The organism is Parasedimentitalea denitrificans (genome assembly GCF_011813015.1).
Taxonomy (GTDB): domain Bacteria; phylum Pseudomonadota; class Alphaproteobacteria; order Rhodobacterales; family Rhodobacteraceae; genus Parasedimentitalea; species Parasedimentitalea denitrificans.
The window spans coordinates 143,272-163,363 of sequence record NZ_QHLQ01000003.1 but is presented as its reverse complement, the minus strand read 5'-3'; the positions used below and the strand labels follow the sequence as shown (position 1 = coordinate 163,363).

Here is a 20,092-nt window from a genome sequence, read left to right as displayed (position 1 = left end):
TGTTTCGCGCGCGAAACATTACGGCAGAATTTATGACCTACCCATGGTGTGCTGCGACGGTTTTCAGTTGTGAAAATCCGTACAGTGCTTCGAACCCCTTTTCGCGGCCATGACCCGATTTTCCGACCCCGCCAAAGGGCAATTCAACACCACCGCCAGCGCCGTAGTTGTTGAGAAACACCTGACCGGCGCGCAGTTTTTTGGCCAACCTCATTTGTCGTGCTCCGTCACGGCTCCAGACGCTGGCGACTAGGCCGTAGTCGGTAGAGTTTGCGATTTCCACGGCTTCTTCTTCGGTATCAAAGGGGATGATGACCTGAACCGGGCCAAAGATTTCATCGCGGGCCAATGGGTGATCAGCTGGAACATCGGCAAACAGGGTCGGGCGAACATAGGCACCTTCCTTCGGTGTGCCGTCCACGATCTTGCCTTGCGCGGCCATGGTTAGATCCGAACCCTTTGCCAGAAAGCTTTCAACGATGTCTTTTTGCCGGGTTGAGATTAGTGGACCCAACCGAAGATCTTCGGTTGCTGCGCCAACGGTCAGTTCACCGTAGGCCGTGCTCATCCGGGTGACGATTTCGTCGTACACACCGCGTTGGACCAGAATACGAGATGAGGCTGAACAGGTCTGACCTGCGTTTTGAATGCCGGCATTGACCAGAAACGGCAAAGAGGCATCCAGATCAGCATCGTCAAACACTAGCTGAGGGGACTTCCCTCCCAGTTCTAGCGTCACAGGCACCACGTTTTTGCCTGCCGCCTGTTGAACCAACGCGCCAGTCGCAACCGATCCAGTGAACGAGATATGGTGAATGCCCGGATGTGAAGACAGCGCTGCACCTGCCTCGGCACCTAGACCCGGAACGATATTCAATGCGCCCGCCGGTAATCCGGCCTCTTGCGCGATATGGGCGAATGCCAGGGCCGTTAGGCAGGCTTCCTCTGCTGGTTTCAATACGGCTGCATTGCCCATTGCCAGGGCCGCGCCAACAGACCGACCGATGATCTGCATCGGGTAGTTCCATGGCACGATGTGGCCGGTTACTCCGTGTGGTTCACGCAGTGTGTAGACGGTGTATCCATCCAAATAAGGGATGGTCTCGCCATGCACCTTGTCTGCTGCGCCGCCGTAGAATTCCATGTAACGGGCCAATGCGACCGCATCGGCGCGGGCCTGGGTCAGTGGTTTGCCGACATCCATCGCCTCTAACGCGGCAAGATCGTCGACGCGTTCCAGAACCAGTTGGCCAATCTTGGTTAGAATACGCCCGCGCTCTAGCGCGGTCATGCGGCCCCAGTCCCCATTCAGTGCCTTATCGGCGGCTTGAACCGCGGCATCGATGTCCGTCTGACCACCACGCGCGATCTGGCAGATGTCATTTCCGTCCGATGGGTTCACCAGCGACAAGGTTTCACCACTGGCGGCTGGGATCCACTGACCGCCTATCAGGCAGGTTGAGGGGTCAAACCAAAGGGATTGCACGTTAGTCATTGTTAGGTCCTGCTATGTCGAAGGTGTAACTTTTGCTTTGGTGTTCCGTGTATGGGGCGCCTTCGCGTAGTTCGCGGACGCCGGGCATACCGCTAAGGCAGGTGCCCCAAAAAGCAGCGGCTTGTTTTGAGTGGGCAGATAGCCCCATGCGCCAGCGACCAGGGAACTCTTGCAACAGAGTTTGCGCCGCCTCGTAGCCGAACCCCCGGCGCCGGTGCTTGGTGAAAATGGCAAATTCAGACAGCTCGCGGCGGTCATCTGGCAGGTTCAGGACAATCGCAAATCCTATGCGGGCATCTGCATTCTTGATCCAGAATGCAGTCACGTCCTTGCGGTGCAGAGCCTGATCTGCGCGTTCGTCCGGATTGATGCCTGCCTTGGGGGCGATTTCACCGAAATAGGGCGCGAGAGCCGCCGCCAGAAAGGCTCGCTCTCGCGGGAGGATGAGGGTTAGAGTCAGGCTCATGCGACAATAGTTTCTTTGGTTAGTTCCGGTAGTTTCGGTGCAGCGGCCAGTAGTGATTGGGTGTAGGGGTGTTGCGGAGTAGAGAACACGGTCTCTGTGTCACCCTGTTCAACGATTTCACCCGCCTTCATCACCAAAACCCGATCCGTGATCGTGCGCACCACGTTCAGGTCGTGGCTAATGAACAGGTAGGTCAGAGAGTAGGCCTTGCACAGGTCTGCTAGCAAATCGAGTATTTGGGCGCGTACCGAGACATCCAGAGCCGAGACCGCCTCGTCGAACAGGATTAGTTCGGGCTTGGTGATTAGGGCACGGGCAATGGCGATGCGTTGACGTTGTCCACCAGAGAACTGGTGGATGTATTTGTGAGCGTCATCGGGGGATAGACCGACGGCAGTCAGGGTTTCGGCAATCAGATCAGAGCGGGCGTTACCCTTGGGTGGATGATCCAGCAGGTGGAAGGGTTCGGTGATCAACCGGTCGACCCGGTGGCGGGGATTGAAGCTGCCGAAAGGATCCTGAAACACCACCTGCATTTTACGGCGGAGGTCTCTTGCTTGGTGGGTGGTAACCGGCTGACCTGCTAGGATGATTTCACCAGCCTGCAATGGCTCCAGCCCCAAAATGGCCCGTGTTAGGGTCGATTTTCCGCACCCGGACTCGCCTACCAACCCTAGTCTCTCCCCTTGGTTCAGGGTGAAGTTCACGCCTTTGACGGCGCGGAAATATCCGGGTTGGCCAAACAGAGAGGTTCTCGGCAGGCGGTAATCTCGCACTGCGTCCTTGATTTCTAGCAGTGGTTTGGGGGCCGGCGCGGCCGGTAGTGTGACTTGGTGACTTGAGGCCGCAAAGAGCATCCGCGTATAGGGGTGCTGCATGTTTTGCAGCAGGTGCTGGGTTGGCCCGGATTCCACGACCTTGCCGTGCCGCATGACGACAATCTTGTCGGCCAGATCGGCAACCACCGCCAGATCGTGGGTGATGATCAGCAGGCCCATGCCATAGTCCTGCACCAGATCCTTTAGCAGGGTAAGGATCTGCGCCTGCGTTGTCACATCCAGTGCCGTGGTGGGTTCGTCCGCGATCAGAAGTTTTGGGCGCAGGGCGATGGCCATGGCGATGACCACCCGCTGGCGTTGGCCACCGGATAATTCGTGTGGATAGCGGCTGAGTGGGAAACGGTCGGCGGGCAGGCCAACACGTTCCAGCATCTCCTGTGCGTGTTGGCGGGCTTTGGCTGGAGGCATGGCCTTGTGGATCAGGATGGTCTCCATCACTTGATCACCGATGGTCTTGACCGGGTTCAGGGCGGTCATTGGTTCCTGAAATACCATCCCGATAGATGCCCCGCGCAGAGCGCACATCTGCGCCTCGCTCTGGGTTAGCAGGTCGGAGCCGCTTAGCGCGATCGTGCCAGTGCACTGGGCCATGTCGGGCAGCAGCTGCATCACCGCAAGTGAGGTCATGGATTTGCCTGAGCCGCTTTCGCCGGTCACTGCAACGATCTCACCCGGTTCAACGGACAGCGAGACATCGCGCAAGATCTGGGTGTCTTTGATCGACAAGGATAGGTTTTGGATATCCAGCAGGCTCATGTCCGGGCCACCCGTAGTTTTGGGTCCAGATAGTCGCGCAAGCCATCCCCCATCAGGTTCAGGCCCAAAACTGTGACGATGATCGCAGAGCCCGGTATCAGGGCAAGGTGTGGCGCAAAGCTGACCATGGTTTGCGCATCAGCGAGCATACGTCCCCAGCTGGGGGTGGGTGGCTGTGCGCCCAGGCCGACATATGACAGACCGGCTTCGGCCAGAATACCAAGGCTGAACTGAATGGTGCCCTGTACGATCAGGAGGTTGGCGATGTTGGGCAGGATGTGCTCGGCCGATATTCGAGCGGTGCCTTTGCCGGCCACGCGGGCAGCCATGATGAATTCACGCTGCCACAGCGACAGGGCTGCGCCGCGGCTGATGCGGGCAAAGACGGGGATGTTGAAGATGCCGATGGCGATGATGGCGTTGATGGCGCCAGCGCCGAAGATGGCGGTGATCAGGATGGCGATCACCAGTGATGGAAAGGCAAAGACCAGATCATTGCCGCGCATGATCAGCTCGTCCAGCCAACCGCCATTACGGGCTGCGGCGGTCAGGCCCAGTGGTACGCCAATGGAGATGCCGATGCCAACGGCCACCAGTGCCACTGCGATTGAGGTGCGCGCTCCAACCATGATCATCGAGAAGATGTCGCGGCCAAAGTGGTCGGTGCCCAGCCAGTGGATCAGGTTAGGCGTTTGCAGCTTGGCCGGGATGTTCATCGCGGCGTGGTCAAAGGGTGTCCAGACGAAGGATACCAGCGCAGCCAGCAACACCAGTGAGGATAGGGTTGCGCCTATGATTAGGTTGCGGGTCATGAGGTGCAGTCCCAGAAAATGTGCTGAGGACTGTGCCCGAGTCTGGGTGGGTGCGAAGCGCCCTCCCATGGGGAGGGTCGGGCGCAGTCCGGCGTTGCCGGACTAAAATGATTTATTCTCATGTCCGGCTCCTTAGCCGTGGATCAACGGCGGCATAGGCCAGATCGACCAGGAAATTCACCATGATCACGGAAAAGACCAAAAGCATCACCACCGATTCCACGACGATCAGGTCACGGGCAGAGATTGCCTGAAACACCAGCCGTCCCAAGCCGGGCAGATAGAACACCTGTTCGATGATGATCGCTCCGGCCAGCAAAAATGAGAACTGCAACCCGATGATAGTCAGCACCGGGATCAGCGCATTTCGTACACCATGCCGCCACAGCGCTTGACGTTTGCTTAGTCCCTTGGCGCGAGCGGTGCGCATGAAGTCCTCGCCCAGAATATCCAACAGGGCCGATCGCATAACACGTGCCAGAATAGCTGCCTGCGGAAGGGCTAGCGAGATCGCGGGGAGGGTCAGAGAGTGCAGGCCTGTCCATAAACCACTGTCCCAACCGACAAAGCCCCCAGCGTTGAACCAGCGCAGGTTGATGGCAAAGATCAGTACCAGCATCATGGCAAACCAGAAGTTTGGCACCGCAACACCTAACTGGGTTGCGCCCATGACTGCCATGTCACCACCCTTGCCGCGACGCGCAGCGGCGTAGATGCCAGCCGGAAAGGCAATCAGGGTTGAGAGGGTCAGGGCGTAAAGCGCGAGGGGCAGTGACACCCAGAGCCGGTCGGCAATCATTTCGGCCACCGGTGTGCGATAGGTATAGGAGGTGCCAAAATCACCCCGTATGATCCCGCTAACCCATTCAATGTAGCGGGCAAATTTTGACTGATCCAATCCCAGCTCAGCCCGCAGAGCGGCGACTGTATCGGGCTGGGCATTGATGCCCAGCATGAACGACGCGGGGTCGCCCGGCGCCACCTCGATCACAAAGAAAATCACCAGCGAGGCGACGGCCAGACTGACGATCAAAGAGAGGAGGCGTTTGAGTGAATAGCGTATCATTGCTGTCACGTTAGGAGCGGGATCTTCGCGGGTCTAGTGGGGGAGTTGCAAAATTCGTAAGAGTACTAACGATTTTTTGCCTGTGTTTAGAGGCTGTCTTGATTGTGTGCGGGATGCGCTCTGAAATGCAAAAAGGCCCCGTTGCCGGGGCCTTTAATAGGTTGTGATTTGTTATTCAGCCCAGCTGACAGAAGTTAGGTCAGTGGCTTGAGTTGGTGCATTGGTCCAGAGGCCCTGAACGCCGGCTTTGGCGACGCTGAGTTGGGCAAGTTGGAACAGGTAGCCATTGACGTAGTCGTCCGCGATGATTTTTTGGGCTTCTTGCATCATCTCGATCCGCTTGCCCGGATCGGTGGTGGCATTCAAGCCGGTCATCAGCTCTTGGAAGCCCTTGTTGTCATACTGGAAGTAGTATTCGGGGCGGGCGTAGATGCCGATATCCATTGGCTCGGTGTGGCTGACGATGGTCAGGCCAAAATCCTTGCCGCGGAATACGGTTTCCAGCCACTGGGCCCATTCAACGTTGATGATTTCAGCCTTGATGCCAACCTCGGCCAGTTGCGCGGCAATAATTTCACCACCACGACGGGCATAGGATGGGGGCGGCAGGTGCAGTGTGGTGCTGAAGCCTTCAGCCATTCCTGCTTCGGCTAGCAGCGACTTAGCTTTTTCCGGATCATAGGCAGAGTTGGCCGTCAAATCGACATAGGCCGGGTTGTGTGGGGCAAAGTGGCTGCCGATTGGCGTGCCATAGCCGAACATCGCGCCATCTACGATGGCTTGACGGTTGATCGCATGGGCCACGGCCTTGCGCACACGGACGTCGTCAAATGGTGGCTGCATGTTATTGGTCGACAGGATCGTCTCGCCTTCGGTGGAACCCACGAGCACTTGGAAACGTGGATCAGCTTCGAACTGAGGGATGTTTTCTGGGGCCGGGAAGCTAATGAATGCGTCAATGTCCTCGGCCATCATCGCGGCAAAGGCTGCGGTTGGATCGCTGATGAATTTGAAGTTGGCGCTGCTGAGCACAGCGGGGGTGCCCCAGTAACTATCGTTGCGGGCCAGCTCGATCTTGTCGCCCTGTACCCAGTTGGCGAACTTGAAAGCACCAGTGCCGATGGGGTTGGTTTTGATATCGTCGATGCTCTCGGGTGCTACGATAACCGCGTCGCCCCAGGCCATGTTGAACAGGAAGTTGCCGTTTGGCTCGCTTAGCGTGACCTTGACGGTTTGTGGGTTGACTACCGAAACATCAATGATGCCTGCAAACAAGGCCTTTTGTGCGTTGGTGCTGTCTTCGGCGCGGGCGCGGTCGAGGCTGAATTTTACGTCCTCGGCGTCCATCGTGGTGCCGTCATGGAAGGTGACGCCGGAGTGTAGGCTGAATGTATAGGTTAGGCCATCATCCGAAATTTCCCAGCTTGCGGCCAGGCCGGGAACCACGGCTCCATCACCCATGAAACGGGTAAGACCTTCGAACACGTTTGAATATAGGACCGAGTCGATGGCACCGGCCGCTGCGCTGGTTGGATCTAGGTGTGGAGGCTCCAATTGCATGGCTACGATGATAGAATCTTTGGCTGATGCTGCACCGGCTGCCAGTGCGAGTGCGGAACTTGCCGCAAGTACTAGTGATTTGAATGACATAATCAATCTCCCCATCTGGTTGTTTGCGCCCCAAAGCACAGGCACCTTAACAAGAGTGTTCCCGCTTTGCGTTACGTAATCAAGACCATGAGGACATTTCGCACACTGGAAGCACGTGGCGTAAATTGCTATGCGTGCGCAACGCGAACAGATTGCAGGACTATCATGAGTGCCACTGCCAAAAAGACGGCCCCCAGTGCCGAGGATATTCGCGCCCTGAAGGGTACAACTCCAATTGTTAGCCTGACCGCTTATACCACGCCGATGGCGCGGTTTATGGATGAGCACTGTGACTTTGTTCTGGTGGGGGACAGTGTCGGAATGGTGCTGCACGGCCTGACCTCGACCTTGGGCGTGACAATGGAAATGATGATCATGCACGGCCAAGCGGTGGCCCGCGGGCTTCAACGTGCGATGATGGTTATCGACATGCCATTTGGATCCTACGAGGAGAGCCCTCAGCAGGCGTTTCGCAATGCCGCACGGCTGATGGCTGAAACCGGTGCTGGTGCGGTCAAGTTGGAGGGCGGTGTCGAGATGGCCGAGACCATCCGATTTTTGGTGACTCGTGGAATTCCTGTTATGGCGCATATCGGACTGACACCGCAGTCGGTCAACACGTTGGGCGGTTACAAGGTGCAGGGCAGGGATGATCAGGCCGATACAGTGCTGGCTGATGCTCGTGCTGTGGCGAATGCTGGAGCATTTTCAGTGGTGCTGGAAAAGGTACCGCAGAGCCTAGCCGACAAGATCACAGCAGACATTGCGATTCCGACGATTGGTATTGGTGCTTCGGCCGGATGTGACGGGCAGATATTGGTTGTCGATGATATGCTTGGGTTCTTTACCGCGTTCAAGGCCAAGTTTGTAAAGCGGTACGCAGATCTAGGACATGATGCCGAGGCGGCGATTGCCGCCTACGCTGCCGAAGTTCGAGCGCGGGCTTTTCCGGCTGCCGAACATGTCTTTGCGGATCAAGCCCCAAGTAAGAGTAACAAGAAATGACTGCCCCTATTATTCGCCGTCTAAGCGATCTGCGCGCGAAACATGCGGATTGGATTCGTGCCGGGGAGCGGGTGGCTGTGGTGCCGACCATGGGCGCGCTGCATGCGGGCCATTTGTCGTTGGTCGAGGCAGCCTGCGCTGCTTGTGATCGGGTGATCGTCACCATCTTTGTCAATCCGCGGCAGTTCAACAATGCGTCCGATCTGGCCAGCTATCCCCGGACAGAACATGACGATGCAGAAAAGCTGTCGGATTGTGATGTCGATGTGATCTATGTGCCCGATGGGGATCAAATTTACCCTGATGGCTATTCCACCAATGTATCCGTCAGCGGAGTGACCGATGGGTTAGAGGGTGAATTTCGGCCCGGGCATTTTGATGGTGTGGCAACCGTGGTGGCCAAGCTGTTCTTGCAAACCGGTGCGCATCAGGCGTTTTTCGGGCAGAAGGATTTTCAGCAGTTGATGGTGGTCCGGCGTATGGCGCGGGATCTGGACATCCCGATCGAGGTGATCGGCTGTGAAACCGTACGCGAGCCTTCGGGGCTGGCGATGTCGTCGCGCAATTTGCGGCTTTCAGCTGAAGGATTGGAACGGGCGTCCAAGCTTTACCCGATCATGCAGCAGGTGGCTGACCGATTGGCTGGAGGAGAGAGCTTTGCCCCGTTGGCAGATGAGGCACGGGTTAAGCTAGAGCAGGCCGGGTTCAACGATATCGAGTATTTTGATTTGCGGTGTGAGGACCGTTTGCAAATTCTGGAGCGTCCGACCAAGCCAGCTAGATTGTTGGTTGCGGCGTGGATGGATGGCATTCGGTTGCTGGATAATATCAGGGTCAGCCAACTAAGTGATTAGTAGGGGCTGGTAGCGATAGCATTTTTGCGGCTAGTGTCTGCCCTGACACATTAATAAGGGGCGGATATGACCTATATTCTGGCAATCGATCAAGGCACCACTTCTACCCGGGCAATCCTGTTCGATGATCAGATGCAGGTTGCGGGTACGGCTCAGCAAGAGTTTGAGCAGCATTTCCCGCAGGCGGGTTGGGTTGAGCATGATCCCGAGGACCTGTGGAACACCACGGTCGATACCTGTCGGCAGGTGATCGGTGAGCTTGACATCACGGCGGCGGATATCGCCGGGATTGGCATAACCAACCAGCGTGAAACCACCGTTGTATGGGACCGGGAGACCGGTAAGTCGATCCACAATGCCATTGTTTGGCAGGACCGTCGTACCACCTCGATCTGCGAGGCCCTGCGTGAGGCAGGGCATGAGCCGATGATCAGCCATAAAACGGGGTTGCTGCTGGACCCGTATTTCTCGGGTACCAAGGTGAGCTGGATTTTGGATCAGGTGCCGGGTAGTCGCGAGCGCGCCGCCAATGGTGAATTGCTGTTTGGTACAGTGGACAGCTTTCTGATTTGGCGACTGACGGGTGGTGCGGCGCATGTGACGGATGCGACAAATGCGGCGCGGACGTTGATGTATGATATTCGCCAAGGCGAATGGAGTGCCGAGATTTGCGAATTGCTGAATGTGCCCATGGCGATGCTGCCTGAGGTTAAAGACAGTGCTGCCGACTTTGGTGTGACGCAGGCGGATATCCTGGGTGGTGAAGTTCCGATTTTGGGAGTTGCCGGAGATCAGCAGGCGGCAACCATCGGTCAAGCCTGTTTCGAACCGGGCATGATGAAATCGACCTATGGCACGGGGTGTTTTGCGCTGTTGAACACGGGCGATGCGCCGGTGGCGTCAAAGAACCGGATGCTGACCACCATTGCATATCAATTGGATGGCAAGCCAACCTATGCGCTGGAAGGTTCAATTTTCATCGCGGGCGCTGCGGTGCAGTGGCTGCGCGACGGTATGGGAATGATCGACAATGCGGCGCAGACCGGAGAGTTGGCCCCCAATGCCGACCCCGGTCAGGATGTGCTGTTGGTGCCTGCCTTTACCGGTTTGGGTGCGCCCTATTGGGAGCCGGATAGCCGAGGCGCTGTTTTTGGCATCACTCGCAATACTGGCCCTGCTGAAGTGGCTCGGGCGGCGTTGCAGAGTGTGGGCTATCAGACCCGTGATCTGTGGGAAGCCATGCGAGCAGATTGGGAAGGCGACACCCATGTGACACTGCGTGTCGACGGCGGCATGAGCGCTAGCGACTGGACGATGCAGAGCCTGTCAGATCTGCTGGGTGCCGCTGTTGACCGTCCTGTCATGCAGGAAACTACGGCGCTGGGCGCGGCTTGGCTGGCTGGCATGCGGGCGGGGATTTATCCCGACCAAGCTGGGTTTGCCGAAACATGGGCGCTGGACCGGGAATTCAAACCGCAGTTGGATGCAGAAGCCCGAGAGGTTGCCTATGCGCGGTGGAAACGCGCGGTGCAAGCGGTGATTGGGGTCTGAAGCGGAGGGCTCCCGCACCCGCAGGATGTTCGGCTATGCCGGAACACCTTTGGCGGCTTTGGGCATGGCGCCGCGCTAACGCGCGGCGCGGTTCCGTTTGATTAGACGTGCGCACCACCAGCAATGATGCTGGGCTTGGCGTTCAGGGTTTCGATTGAGAACCCTGCCAGTGCCTTGTATTTTTCAGCATGGGCAGCGAGATCAGCAACCGGGATGATGCTGTCGATATCATCAAAGTCGCCACCACATAGATCTTCGACCCGTTGCAACACACCATCGGGACCGTTGCCGGAGCGGTTGGCCAAGCCAACACCGGTGGCAACAGGGCGGATTTCGTCCTCGAAGGCTTGCAAGGCTGCGGCTGTGACACCGTGTTGCAGGATACGGGCGCCAATCACGCGGGCATCAATGATCGCCTGTCCGGCACCGTTGGAACCAACAGGATAAGTCGGGTGCGCAGCATCACCCATCAGGGTCATATTGCCAAAGGTCCATTGATCCAGCGGATCGCGGTCAACCATTGGATACTCATAGACAACTTCAGCACCCTTGATCAGCGCGGGCACGTCGATCCAGTCGAACTGCCAGTCAGCAAAGTCAGGCAGGAAATCGTTGATGTCAGCGGCTCGGTTCCAGTCTTCTTTCTTCCATGGTGAGGACGGATCGAAGCTTTTCTCTGCAATCCAGTTGAGTGTGGCGATGCCGTTTTCATCTGGTTTGGAGATAGGATAGGCAACCAGTCGGACGTGATCGTGGCCGATCATGACCATGGCTGCACCGCCCAGCATTGCCTTGGTGCGAGTTGTTGCGCGCCACAGAATTCGGCCATTCCAGACCGGGGCACCCTCGCTCGGTGCGATCTGTGCCCGCAAGGCCGAATGAATGCCATCGGCAGCAATAACCAGATCGCCGTCAATGCGGCGACCATCGGCCAACAGCAGGGTCGCGCCTGTCTCAGTGTTTTCAAAACTGCTGGCACGGGCACCTGTGGTAATGCAGCCGGGGCCCGCACGTTCTAGCAACACGCGATAGAGCATCATCTGCAATTCGCCCCGGTGCACCGAATACTGAGGCCAGGAGTATCCTGCCCAGGTGCCGCGTGGCTCTTCCCAGATGGTTTTGCCCAGCTTGGAATAGAAGCCGTATTGCTGTGTCTTGACGCCGATGGCATCCAGTTCGTCGGCAAGATCCAGATCCAAAAGCTCTCGTACGGCGTTGGGCTGAAGGTTGATGCCCACGCCCATCGGTTTGATTTCAGCCGTAGCCTCGTAAATGTGAAACGGGACGCCAATTTGGTGCAGGGTGAGACCCAGCGTCAGCCCGGCAATGCCACCACCTGCAATAAGAATAGTCATTAAGTATACCTCCCAAAATTTGGCACCAAGGATGCACTTGGGAAGGTCGTTGAGCAAGAGAGCATTAATACCGAGAGGCTTGGATCAGGACTTGGATGCAATAATCAAGTCGGCGCCAAAAATGATGTCGGCATAGTCTTGCAGATATATCTTTAGCCAAGGGGTAAAGCGTTCTGGGTAGCGGGCTACTTCTGCCAGCAGGTCGTGGTAATTGACCCAGCGTGTATCCATGACCTCATCCGGGTTCACCGCCAGCTCGAGCGGTCGGTGTACATGGGCCAGAAAGACGTCAACGATCTCGTGTTCGATCAGACCATTGCCGACGTCTGCACGATATTCCAAGTTGTGGCGAAACTCGGGGTAAAGGCCGGTAATACCCAGCTCTTGCTCCATTCGGCGTACTGCGCAGTCTGATGGTTTTTCGTCCCACATGGGGTGGGTGCAGCAGGTGTTCGCCCACAGGCCCGGGGTGTGGTATTTGCCCAGTGCCCTGCGCTGCATGAGGATATCTAGACCTTTGACGACAAACACTGAAACCGCCTTGTGTTTCAGGCCCTTTTCGTGGGCAAGAAGCTTGTCGGTTGGGGTCAGGGTGCCGTCCACCCAAGCTGGGATCAAAGTGTTCATTCCAGGTCCGCGATTGTTACAGGTCAGGATTCGTCCAGATCAGGCCGTATCCACGCCAATCGCTAGTGTCTGGCGGGCCAAAAAGCAATGGAGCGAAAGGCCGCGCCTGATGGCTGCGGCCTTTCATAGTTTTCAAAGAAGGCGAAGATTAGTTGCTGACGGGCTCTTCGGCGGCTTCTTCTGTTTCTTCAGCGACGGGGGCCGGGCTAACGCTGGCAAGGAAGGCATAGATGTCTTCGCCGCCCTTTTTCAGCTTAAAGGACATTTTGGACTTGGCTTTACCGTTACCGGTTGCTTCTCTCAGGTACGCCTTTGGGTCGGTGACAAAGGCAGTAAAGGATTCTTCGTTCCAGACCAGACCACCTTCACCTGCGGCAACAATGTCTTTGCCGTATTTGAAGCCCTCAGCAGAACCGGCAGCGCGGCCTGGAAGGCCCCAGAGGTTTGGACCAGTTTTGCCGCCCTTAACGATAGCCTCGCCTGCGGCGTCGATCACGCTGTGGCAGGCCTTGCATTTTTTGAAGGCTTTTTCGCCCTTGGCAATATCGCCTTCGGCAAAGGCTGGAACTGCGAGTAGGCTGATGAACGCTGTTGCGACGAATAGTTTCATATATTTGCTCCGGTTTTGTGGCTGTTTGCAATACGAGCCCTGGCGGCAAGATAGTCAACTGATGCAGAGCCAAGTTTGATCTATGTCAGCTAAAAAACGCTCAGTTGGTCAAATTAATTGTTTTTCCAGCAAGGCAAAAGGTCGCCGGGGGCCGGTTTAGCATGAAAAACAGCCCGAGCAATGGCGCGGCTTAGGCAAATGGCTGCGGCATGGCCAATGAGACCTGGATCAGATTCGGCACTGGTGTTGGCTTGGTCGCCAGTACTGACGGCAAATACCAGATCGCCGTCCCAAGGGGTGTGGGCCGGTACTGTTGCGCGACTAATGCCGTCATGGGCTGTGGTTGCCAGACGTTGGCATTGTGTCTTGGTGAGGGGGGCATCAGTGGCCACGATTGCAATTGTGGTATTTCCCCGCTCGTCACGCAGGGGCAGGTTGGCTGCTTGTTCCAGCATACGCTGTTTCTTGCGGCTGTCCGGAAGCGTGACTAGGCCGCCGGTGGGATCGGGGCCGATGCCACCGAACTCATCACCGACTTCAAAAGGAGCGGCCCAGAAGTGCCGGTCACCGGGGGTTGTGACACTGCCCAGAGGGTTGGCCGCGACCAAAGCGCCGACGGTTGTTCCGTCGTCTAATACCAACGAGGCAGAACCTAATCCGCCCTTTAGCATCGCGGTCAGTGCACCAGTGCCTGCCCCGACTGAGCCGATGTCAAAATCCGTACCGGCGTTGTCGTATGCTGCGCGGCCCAGTGCTTGGTATGGGTTTTCTGTCCAGTCTTTATCGCCACCGTTTAGCAGGTCAAACAGAATGGCACCGGGGACCAATGGGATTATTGCTGGCCCAAGTTTGAAACCACGGCCAGCGGCACGGAGGCCGTCTACAACGCCCGAACAGGCGTCCAGCCCGTAGGCGGATCCACCCGATAGCACCAGGGCATCAATTTCGCCGGCTGACCGGTCTGCGGCGAGCAGATCCGTTTCGCGGGTGCCGGGGGCACCGCCCATCACATGCACGGATGCGGCAAAGGGCTGGTCTGAGGTCAAGACAGTTACGCCGGATTTAAGGGTGTCGTCCTGCGCATTGCCAACTTTCAGTCCGGAGACATCAGTGATCAGGTTCTTGGGGCCGGGCTTCATGCTTTAAATCCTGGGCTTAGGAGCAGCGGTTGCGGAATTACCGGTACCCGAGTTGGGTTCACCTTTTGGCTCGATTAGCAGGACTTTGCACTCATTCTCAGCGCGCGGACGGTGCGACACGCCTTTGGGGACGATGTAGATTTCGCCTGCGCGCACGGTTTCTGGTTCGCGACTCTCGATATCCATCACCATTTCCCCCTCGAGAACGAGAAAGAAATCGTCGGTGTCGCGGTGACTGTGATAGGGGTATTCGCCCTGAAACTTCACCACCATGATGTCGTTGTCATTGTAGTCGGCGACAACCTTGGGGTCCCAGTGGGTTGAAAATAGGGCTAGTTTTTCGACGAGATTTACGCGGCTCATATGCAGCGGCCCCCGTCGACTTCCATGGCGACCCCGGTCACCATGCTGGCCTCGTCCGAGCATAGGAAGCAAGCGGCGTTGCCCATGTCCTCGGGTGTGGAAAAGCGGCCGATTGGGATGGTGGAGATAAATTGGGCGCGCTTTTCTGGGGTGTCTTCGCCCATAAAGGATTTCAGCAGTGGGGTTTCGCCGGCAACCGGGTTGATTGCGTTTACGCGAATACCCTGGGGGGCCAATTCTACCGCCATCGCTTTGGTTGCAGTAATCATCCAGCCCTTAGAAGCATTGTACCAGTTCAGATTGGGTCGTGGGCTTACGCCGGCGGTTGAGGCGACGTTGAGGATGGCGCCGGATTGGCGGGATTTCATGTGGGGAACTAAGGCGCGGGCTGTTAGATAGACCGACTTCATATTCACGTTGAACACACGGTCAAAGTCGTCCTCGCTGACCTCATCCAAGGGGGTTGGCAGGTGGGTGACGCCGGCATTGTTGATTAAGATGTCGACGTGGCCAAAATCCGTGATGGCGGCCTGTGCCATCTCGTCTACTGATGCAGAGTTTCCCACGTCCACGGTGTGCGCAATGGCAGCGTCACCGCAGTCGGCAGCCATGGAACTTGCGGCATCACCGTTGATATCGGCGATCATGACGCGGGCGCCTTCGGCCAGAAATTTCCGAACAATCCCAGCACCAAATCCCGATGCGCCGCCTGTTACGATCGCTGTTTTCCCACTTAGCCGCATTGTCTTCTCCCTGTTTACTTGGCGGCAGGGTAGCAGCGTTGTGGCCGGGTGCAATCGGTGCCTTAGTCGTCGCCGATTTTACCCCGCGTCGTTTTCAATGCACTGCGTTGTTTTTTGGCGGTAATGCGGCGTTGAACGGATCCGCGTGTAGGTTTGGTTGCTATCCGACGTTTTGGTGCGACGAGTGCTTTGCGGATCAGCTCGGCAAGCCGTTCGCGCACCAGATCCCGGTTTCGTTGCTGCGATCGGGTTTCATCGCAGTACATGACAATGGCGCCCTCTTTGGTCCAGCGGCGTCCGGCCAGACGTCTGAGGCGGTTTTTCACCGGCCCGGTCAGGGCTGGGCTGCGGTCAGCCTCAAACCGAAGCTCGACTGCGGTGGAGACCTTATTGACGTTCTGTCCGCCCGGACCAGAGGCGCGAACGAATTGCTCGGACAACTCCCAGTCTTGTAACGCGATGGCGTCGTTGATGCGCAACATGGGTCGTGTCCTTGGGTCTGTTAGAATCGAACGGTCTGGACGATTTGGTATCTGATTATCCCAAAGGGGTCATATCAATCAGTTTATAAAATATCAAAAGGGCTGACCGAAGCGTAACGGACAGCCCTTCTTGAGTTTCGGAGGTGCGCCGGTTAGGCGATTACCAATTCAGTTTCTGCAAGTGCCAAGGACTGCCCTAGCACTGAGTCTCCCGAACTGTTCCGACACCAAACTCCAAGTTCCCAATAGACATAGAGTACCTCCTTTCATTTGTTACGCATGGCCCGAGCCTGCCACAAAAAAAGAGGATGTCAAAACAAAATCATGTGGTGCTAGGGGATAACTTACCCACGATGATGCGGAAGGGTACCAGCGCAAGTAGCGCAAGCGATAGCTTAACCAGCCAGTCTGCACAGGCCAATGAGACCCATAGTGGGGCCATTGGGCCAAAGCCGAGGAGGGGGAGATTTTCGCCTGCCCAAGAAACATCATTGCTGGGTTCCAGCCAGATCAGGGCTGCGGAAAACGCGACTGTGAAGAATATCGCCGTGTCAACGAATGAGCCTACCAGCGTTGATGCCAGTGGCGCGCGCCACCAAACACCTTTGCGCAGGGCAGAGAAGATTGAGATGTCCAGCATTTGTGCAGTGAGGAAGGCGAGACCAGAGCCAAGAGCAATACGGAGGGTAACCAGAGGACCAAATTCGCCCATGATCTGAGTGCCGATCAGCGAGCAGATGACACCGACAACAAAGCCGACAAGCACGACTTTGCGGGCCGGTCCCTTACCATAAACGCGGTTCATTACGTCCGTCACCAGAAAGGCAAATGGATAGGTGAAGGCACCCCAGGTCAGCCATTGGCCGAACAGGAATTGAACCAGGATATTGGAGGCCACAACGATTGCGGCCATGGCAATAATGCCGGGGATGTGTGTGCGTGTCATTTGGTTTTGAGTCCGTTTTTACAAGGTAGCGGCAACTTGATGTGCGATTTGTGCAAGCAGCTTGGTCTCCTAGTGGAGACTTGTTGGTTTGGCAAGTGTATTGCCCAGGGCCAGGTGCTGAGTGGCCAACTTGCAAGTGGCCGTTGACAGGCCCAAGACTGATTTGATGTTGCTATGTGTTTAGTCCGGTAGAGCGTATTCAACCAACTCGGTGCGTTGTAACGCTATGAAGTTGTCGTCGGAAACCATTGTGGCACGAAGCTGACCGTTTTGATCACGCCAGACAGACAATCCTTCTAGGTTATCGTGATTGCCGGCGGAGGTTTGCAGCAGTGTTTGTTCGTTTGTGGCGCTATCCTGCGTGAAATCCCACCGGCGCAGGCGGCTGCTGAAACCAAAGAAACCATAGTCGCGCTCTAGAAGGTAGAACCGACCGTCTGGGCCAATGTCGGCACTTACTGGATAAAAATCACCCTTCGGCGGCAGGCTAAACGGTATCGACCAGCGCTGGCCATTCCACTGCCAGACCGGGATCTGGCCATTTTGGGTGAACGCGCGTTCTGGCACGGTATAGAGATGTCCACGTGCGTCACTGGCTAAAGATTCCAAGGCTTTGTTGCGCGGTAATGTCCGGAAAGCCTGAGGCCGGGGTAGTACCTCGGCGCGGCTGCTTGCGTCGCGATGACGGACGACCCGAGAGATGCCTTCGAACGAAACATAGATGTTGCCATCAGGTGTAATGGCGAGTCCTTCGCTGTCACTTATCGGACCCCTTAGTATCTTGCCGGTCGACGCCCGTAACTGATGCACTGAGGTTATGTCGATACCGGATATCTGCCCTTGATCACGGCGGATCTGCGCAGTGGCTAGGGTGGCGCTATCGCTGAGGATCGTCATTGCCGCGCCATCCGCGCTGATCGAAAGTGCGGAAAGGCCTCCGAACCAATCATCGCTCACGCGCCAAGTGTAGCTGCCCAAGTATGCTGCCGCGTTAATCGCCTTGGGGCGGCTGGCGGCATGCGCCACGATCCCTAAGGTAGCAGTTACTATCAGGGCAAGCGTTAGTTTGACTGCAGTACTGAGGCGCATTGTTGTGGCAGGTCCGCTAAGGTGTATTCACGACGGGGTTTAGGTTTCGGTGCGTTAGGATCAACCGGTTTTGGTGGCGGAGGGTTCAGGATATCGTTGACCCATTTTTGTGCATCAGCACAGCCATCGCCGGCAGGGGGGGCGGCCTGGTTCGCGCAGCCACGGGCGCCCTTGGGGCATTTCAAGCGGACATGGAAATGATAATGGTGGCCCCACCATGGGCGAATTTTCCGCAACCAGCGACGGTCTCCGGTTTCGTCGTTGCACATCTGGACCTTGGCGCCGGGAAACACAAAGATCCTTGCGACCCGTTTGTCTTTGGCTGCGGCGCGTAAAATGGCGTGGTGTTGTGGTGTCCATTTAGAGTTCACAAAGGCACCTTTGTTGCGGCGCATCGAAATGGACGAGATATTTTCCCGGGTGTTGGCAGATAGGTTTAGCCGGTCCGGTGGTAACATCCAGATATCAATATCAAGGCCTACCTGATGACTACGGTGACCAGACAGCATAGGCCCGCCGCGAGGTTGGCTGATGTCGCCGATGTACAGTCCCTCCCAGCCGCGTTGTTTGGCAGCAAAACGACTGAGTTTTTCTATGTAGTCGATGGTCTCGGGATGGCCCCAGTTACGATTGCGTGACAGCCGCATGGCCTGCCAGGTTGGGCCGGTTTCTGGTAGCTGTACCGCGCCGGCTACGCATCCCTTGGCGTAAGACCCAAAAGGTGCAGGTTGCTGTCTAGAACCGGTTGGTTTGGCGCCGAACAGTTGCTTGGCTGCGGTTTCCGCGCTTGCCGGATTGGATACACAAATAGCTATAAACAAACTGGCAAGTAGGCGTTTCACTCCTGATCTCCTTCGGCACGGACCCATATCAGTAGAATCAGTCCAATAAGAAACAGGACGACTACTGGTGATATGCCCAAGCGTGCGCTGCCGGTGACGGTTGTGGCAACCCCTATCAACATTGGGGCCAGAAACGCGGTGGCGCGGCCGGATAAACCGTATAGTCCAAAGCTCTCAGTTGGGTATTCTGGGTTGGTATGGCGTACCATTAGGCTACGGCTGGTGGCCTGCAGGATTCCGCCGAAGCCGCCGATCAGGACACCGCAGCCAAAGAAAATCATGTCCGGTAGGGTCGATCCCTCGGCCAATGGGAAACCAAACAGCTGTTCGCGCGACATGCCGACAACGGTGATGCAGACCATTGTCAGAATAATAATCGAGACAACAATCACTGGCTTGGGCCCAAAACGTCGATCCGCGTGGCCGCCGAACCAGCAGAACAAAGCCGATGAAATCGCCGCGACGATGCCAAATATGCCGATCGAAGTGATCTCCCACCCCAGCACCAATCGAGCGTAAACGCCACCAAACCCATATAGTCCGTTCAGAGCGTCGCGATAAAGCATGGAGGAGCCTAGGTAGCTGGCTAGGCTGAGCCGGTTACGCAGGTTGGCAATGGAGCGCACGACAAGTCGGATTGCATCACCAAAACTGCCGCGTTGGCCGGTGCTTTTTCCATCTCTGACCCAAAGGAAATATGGGACCATGAAAACAGCGAACCAGATTGCGGTGATTGGGCCAACTGCGCGGGTGCCTTCTTTGGCGTCGGCATTTAGGCCAAACGCAGGGTCTAGGCCAATCAGGGTCTTTCCATTGCCTTGTTCAACAAACAGCAGCAGCAGGATGAACAGCGCGATGACACCGCCAAGATAGCCAAAGGCGAAACCCGAGCCCGAAATTTTACCAACATCATCCTTGTCGCATAGGGAAGGGAGCTGCGAGTTTACAAAGATCAGCGCGAATTCGGCACCGATAAAGCCGATGCCAAAGCTGACCAACATCCACCACAGGTTTGATCCCTCGGGGTCCATGAACCACAGCCCGCCGGCGCCAAGCACGTACACGATTGAAAAGGCCGTGATCCAGGGGATGCGCCGCCCTGAGATATCTGCCAAGGCACCAAGAAAAGGCCCGCCAAAGCCGATGATCAAGCCTGTGACTGTCAGACACAGCGACCAGATGCTTTGTGCTTGGGCCTTGGCTGCTTCGTCAGCCAGCCCCTGACCCATAAAGAAATCTGCGGCGACTGCGGCAAAGAATGGGCCAAATACAAAGGTGACCAGCAATGTGTGATAAGGCTGACTGGCCCAATCAAAGAAATACCAACCCCAAATGCGCTTGCGCTTTGAAATCACTTGCATACCCGTCCCCTAAATATTCTTTAGGTGGTATGGCAGGCGCT

20 protein-coding genes are annotated in these 20,092 nt (G+C 56.7%); 3 read left to right on the top strand and 17 right to left on the bottom strand.

The genetic code is table 11. The features are described 5' to 3' along the window. Window positions 1-37: 37 nt before the first annotated feature. The 6 genes from DL239_RS05265 to DL239_RS05240 all read right to left on the bottom strand — a co-directional run bounded on the left by DL239_RS05265 (window position 38) and on the right by DL239_RS05240 (window position 7,084). Window positions 38-1,495 (bottom strand): aldehyde dehydrogenase family protein, encoded by a 1,458-nt coding sequence (locus tag DL239_RS05265; RefSeq protein ID WP_167682947.1) that lies wholly within the window; start codon window positions 1,493-1,495, stop codon window positions 38-40. Then, entirely contained in the window at window positions 1,488-1,961 is a 474-nt protein-coding gene (locus DL239_RS05260) for a GNAT family N-acetyltransferase (RefSeq protein WP_167682946.1), read from the bottom strand. The genes DL239_RS05265 and DL239_RS05260 overlap by 8 nt, the downstream gene beginning before the upstream one ends. Further along, a complete protein-coding gene (locus tag DL239_RS05255) occupies window positions 1,958-3,556 on the bottom strand; it encodes an ABC transporter ATP-binding protein (RefSeq protein ID WP_167682945.1) in 1,599 nt (532 codons plus the stop codon). The genes DL239_RS05260 and DL239_RS05255 overlap by 4 nt, the downstream gene beginning before the upstream one ends. Then, on the bottom strand, window positions 3,553-4,368 hold the full coding sequence (locus tag DL239_RS05250) for an ABC transporter permease (RefSeq protein ID WP_167682944.1): 816 nt from the start codon (window positions 4,366-4,368) through the stop codon (window positions 3,553-3,555). The genes DL239_RS05255 and DL239_RS05250 overlap by 4 nt, the downstream gene beginning before the upstream one ends. Window positions 4,369-4,486: 118 nt before the next feature. Further along, window positions 4,487-5,434 (bottom strand): ABC transporter permease, encoded by a 948-nt coding sequence (locus DL239_RS05245; RefSeq protein WP_167682943.1) that lies wholly within the window; start codon window positions 5,432-5,434, stop codon window positions 4,487-4,489. A 171-nt stretch (window positions 5,435-5,605) separates the two neighbouring features. Further along, window positions 5,606-7,084 (bottom strand): ABC transporter substrate-binding protein, encoded by a 1,479-nt coding sequence (locus DL239_RS05240; protein ID WP_167682942.1) that lies wholly within the window; start codon window positions 7,082-7,084, stop codon window positions 5,606-5,608. Window positions 7,085-7,249: 165 nt separating this feature from the next. Here DL239_RS05240 and panB point away from each other — a divergent pair, with 165 nt between their 5' ends. The 3 genes from panB to glpK all read left to right on the top strand — a co-directional run bounded on the left by panB (window position 7,250) and on the right by glpK (window position 10,494). Further along, complete coding sequence (gene panB, locus DL239_RS05235; RefSeq protein ID WP_167682941.1) at window positions 7,250-8,089, top strand: 3-methyl-2-oxobutanoate hydroxymethyltransferase; 840 nt, start codon at window positions 7,250-7,252, stop codon at window positions 8,087-8,089. Next, on the top strand, window positions 8,086-8,943 hold the full coding sequence (gene panC / locus DL239_RS05230) for a pantoate--beta-alanine ligase (RefSeq protein ID WP_167682940.1): 858 nt from the start codon (window positions 8,086-8,088) through the stop codon (window positions 8,941-8,943). The genes panB and panC overlap by 4 nt, the downstream gene beginning before the upstream one ends. 66 nt (window positions 8,944-9,009) lie before the next feature. Next, window positions 9,010-10,494, top strand: a complete 1,485-nt coding sequence (gene glpK, locus DL239_RS05225) for a glycerol kinase GlpK (protein WP_167682939.1) — start codon at window positions 9,010-9,012, stop codon at window positions 10,492-10,494. A gap of 101 nt (window positions 10,495-10,595) precedes the next feature. On the opposite strand, the gene DL239_RS05220 is transcribed toward glpK, so the two are convergent. The 11 genes from DL239_RS05220 to DL239_RS05170 all read right to left on the bottom strand — a co-directional run bounded on the left by DL239_RS05220 (window position 10,596) and on the right by DL239_RS05170 (window position 20,051). Beyond that, entirely contained in the window at window positions 10,596-11,849 is a 1,254-nt protein-coding gene (locus tag DL239_RS05220) for a flavin-dependent oxidoreductase (RefSeq protein ID WP_167682938.1), read from the bottom strand. An 84-nt stretch (window positions 11,850-11,933) separates the two neighbouring features. After that, entirely contained in the window at window positions 11,934-12,476 is a 543-nt protein-coding gene (idi, locus tag DL239_RS05215; RefSeq protein ID WP_167682937.1) for an isopentenyl-diphosphate Delta-isomerase, read from the bottom strand. Window positions 12,477-12,624: 148 nt separating this feature from the next. Further along, complete coding sequence (locus DL239_RS05210; RefSeq protein ID WP_167682936.1) at window positions 12,625-13,086, bottom strand: c-type cytochrome; 462 nt, start codon at window positions 13,084-13,086, stop codon at window positions 12,625-12,627. Window positions 13,087-13,199: 113 nt separating this feature from the next. After that, window positions 13,200-14,225: a P1 family peptidase gene (locus tag DL239_RS05205; RefSeq protein WP_167682935.1), complete on the bottom strand. Its 1,026-nt coding sequence runs from the start codon at window positions 14,223-14,225 to the stop codon at window positions 13,200-13,202. A 3-nt stretch (window positions 14,226-14,228) separates the two neighbouring features. After that, on the bottom strand, window positions 14,229-14,588 hold the full coding sequence (locus tag DL239_RS05200) for a cupin domain-containing protein (protein WP_167682934.1): 360 nt from the start codon (window positions 14,586-14,588) through the stop codon (window positions 14,229-14,231). Beyond that, window positions 14,585-15,331: an SDR family oxidoreductase gene (locus DL239_RS05195; protein WP_167682933.1), complete on the bottom strand. Its 747-nt coding sequence runs from the start codon at window positions 15,329-15,331 to the stop codon at window positions 14,585-14,587. The genes DL239_RS05200 and DL239_RS05195 overlap by 4 nt, the downstream gene beginning before the upstream one ends. A gap of 62 nt (window positions 15,332-15,393) precedes the next feature. Next, window positions 15,394-15,813, bottom strand: a complete 420-nt coding sequence (gene arfB, locus DL239_RS05190; protein ID WP_167682932.1) for an alternative ribosome rescue aminoacyl-tRNA hydrolase ArfB — start codon at window positions 15,811-15,813, stop codon at window positions 15,394-15,396. A 322-nt stretch (window positions 15,814-16,135) separates the two neighbouring features. Beyond that, a complete protein-coding gene (locus DL239_RS05185; RefSeq protein WP_167682931.1) occupies window positions 16,136-16,759 on the bottom strand; it encodes a queuosine precursor transporter in 624 nt (207 codons plus the stop codon). Between the two features lie 180 nt (window positions 16,760-16,939). After that, window positions 16,940-17,848: an esterase-like activity of phytase family protein gene (locus DL239_RS05180; protein WP_167682930.1), complete on the bottom strand. Its 909-nt coding sequence runs from the start codon at window positions 17,846-17,848 to the stop codon at window positions 16,940-16,942. Continuing rightward, complete coding sequence (mepA, locus tag DL239_RS05175) at window positions 17,821-18,690, bottom strand: penicillin-insensitive murein endopeptidase (RefSeq protein WP_369410539.1); 870 nt, start codon at window positions 18,688-18,690, stop codon at window positions 17,821-17,823. Before mepA ends, DL239_RS05180 begins: the two co-directional genes overlap by 28 nt. Next, window positions 18,687-20,051 carry an MFS transporter gene (locus tag DL239_RS05170; RefSeq protein WP_167682928.1) on the bottom strand — a complete coding sequence of 455 codons (1,365 nt, stop codon included), beginning with the start codon at window positions 20,049-20,051 and terminating at the stop codon, window positions 18,687-18,689. The genes mepA and DL239_RS05170 overlap by 4 nt, the downstream gene beginning before the upstream one ends. Between the last annotated feature and the right edge of the window lie 41 nt (window positions 20,052-20,092).

What these genes read in the sequence shown, in the direction of transcription:
- DL239_RS05265 (WP_167682947.1), bottom strand. Translation starts at nt 1,495, where the DNA reads ATGACTAACGTGCAATCCCTTTGGTTTGACCCCTCAACCTGCCTGATA.
- DL239_RS05260 (WP_167682946.1), bottom strand. Translation starts at nt 1,961, where the DNA reads ATGAGCCTGACTCTAACCCTCATCCTCCCGCGAGAGCGAGCCTTTCTG.
- DL239_RS05255 (WP_167682945.1), bottom strand. Translation starts at nt 3,556, where the DNA reads ATGAGCCTGCTGGATATCCAAAACCTATCCTTGTCGATCAAAGACACC.
- DL239_RS05250 (WP_167682944.1), bottom strand. Translation starts at nt 4,368, where the DNA reads ATGACCCGCAACCTAATCATAGGCGCAACCCTATCCTCACTGGTGTTG.
- DL239_RS05245 (WP_167682943.1), bottom strand. Translation starts at nt 5,434, where the DNA reads ATGATACGCTATTCACTCAAACGCCTCCTCTCTTTGATCGTCAGTCTG.
- DL239_RS05240 (WP_167682942.1), bottom strand. Translation starts at nt 7,084, where the DNA reads ATGTCATTCAAATCACTAGTACTTGCGGCAAGTTCCGCACTCGCACTG.
- panB (WP_167682941.1), top strand. Translation starts at nt 7,250, where the DNA reads ATGAGTGCCACTGCCAAAAAGACGGCCCCCAGTGCCGAGGATATTCGC.
- panC (WP_167682940.1), top strand. Translation starts at nt 8,086, where the DNA reads ATGACTGCCCCTATTATTCGCCGTCTAAGCGATCTGCGCGCGAAACAT.
- glpK (WP_167682939.1), top strand. Translation starts at nt 9,010, where the DNA reads ATGACCTATATTCTGGCAATCGATCAAGGCACCACTTCTACCCGGGCA.
- DL239_RS05220 (WP_167682938.1), bottom strand. Translation starts at nt 11,849, where the DNA reads ATGACTATTCTTATTGCAGGTGGTGGCATTGCCGGGCTGACGCTGGGT.
- idi (WP_167682937.1), bottom strand. Translation starts at nt 12,476, where the DNA reads ATGAACACTTTGATCCCAGCTTGGGTGGACGGCACCCTGACCCCAACC.
- DL239_RS05210 (WP_167682936.1), bottom strand. Translation starts at nt 13,086, where the DNA reads ATGAAACTATTCGTCGCAACAGCGTTCATCAGCCTACTCGCAGTTCCA.
- DL239_RS05205 (WP_167682935.1), bottom strand. Translation starts at nt 14,225, where the DNA reads ATGAAGCCCGGCCCCAAGAACCTGATCACTGATGTCTCCGGACTGAAA.
- DL239_RS05200 (WP_167682934.1), bottom strand. Translation starts at nt 14,588, where the DNA reads ATGAGCCGCGTAAATCTCGTCGAAAAACTAGCCCTATTTTCAACCCAC.
- DL239_RS05195 (WP_167682933.1), bottom strand. Translation starts at nt 15,331, where the DNA reads ATGCGGCTAAGTGGGAAAACAGCGATCGTAACAGGCGGCGCATCGGGA.
- arfB (WP_167682932.1), bottom strand. Translation starts at nt 15,813, where the DNA reads ATGTTGCGCATCAACGACGCCATCGCGTTACAAGACTGGGAGTTGTCC.
- DL239_RS05185 (WP_167682931.1), bottom strand. Translation starts at nt 16,759, where the DNA reads ATGACACGCACACACATCCCCGGCATTATTGCCATGGCCGCAATCGTT.
- DL239_RS05180 (WP_167682930.1), bottom strand. Translation starts at nt 17,848, where the DNA reads ATGCGCCTCAGTACTGCAGTCAAACTAACGCTTGCCCTGATAGTAACT.
- DL239_RS05170 (WP_167682928.1), bottom strand. Translation starts at nt 20,051, where the DNA reads ATGCAAGTGATTTCAAAGCGCAAGCGCATTTGGGGTTGGTATTTCTTT.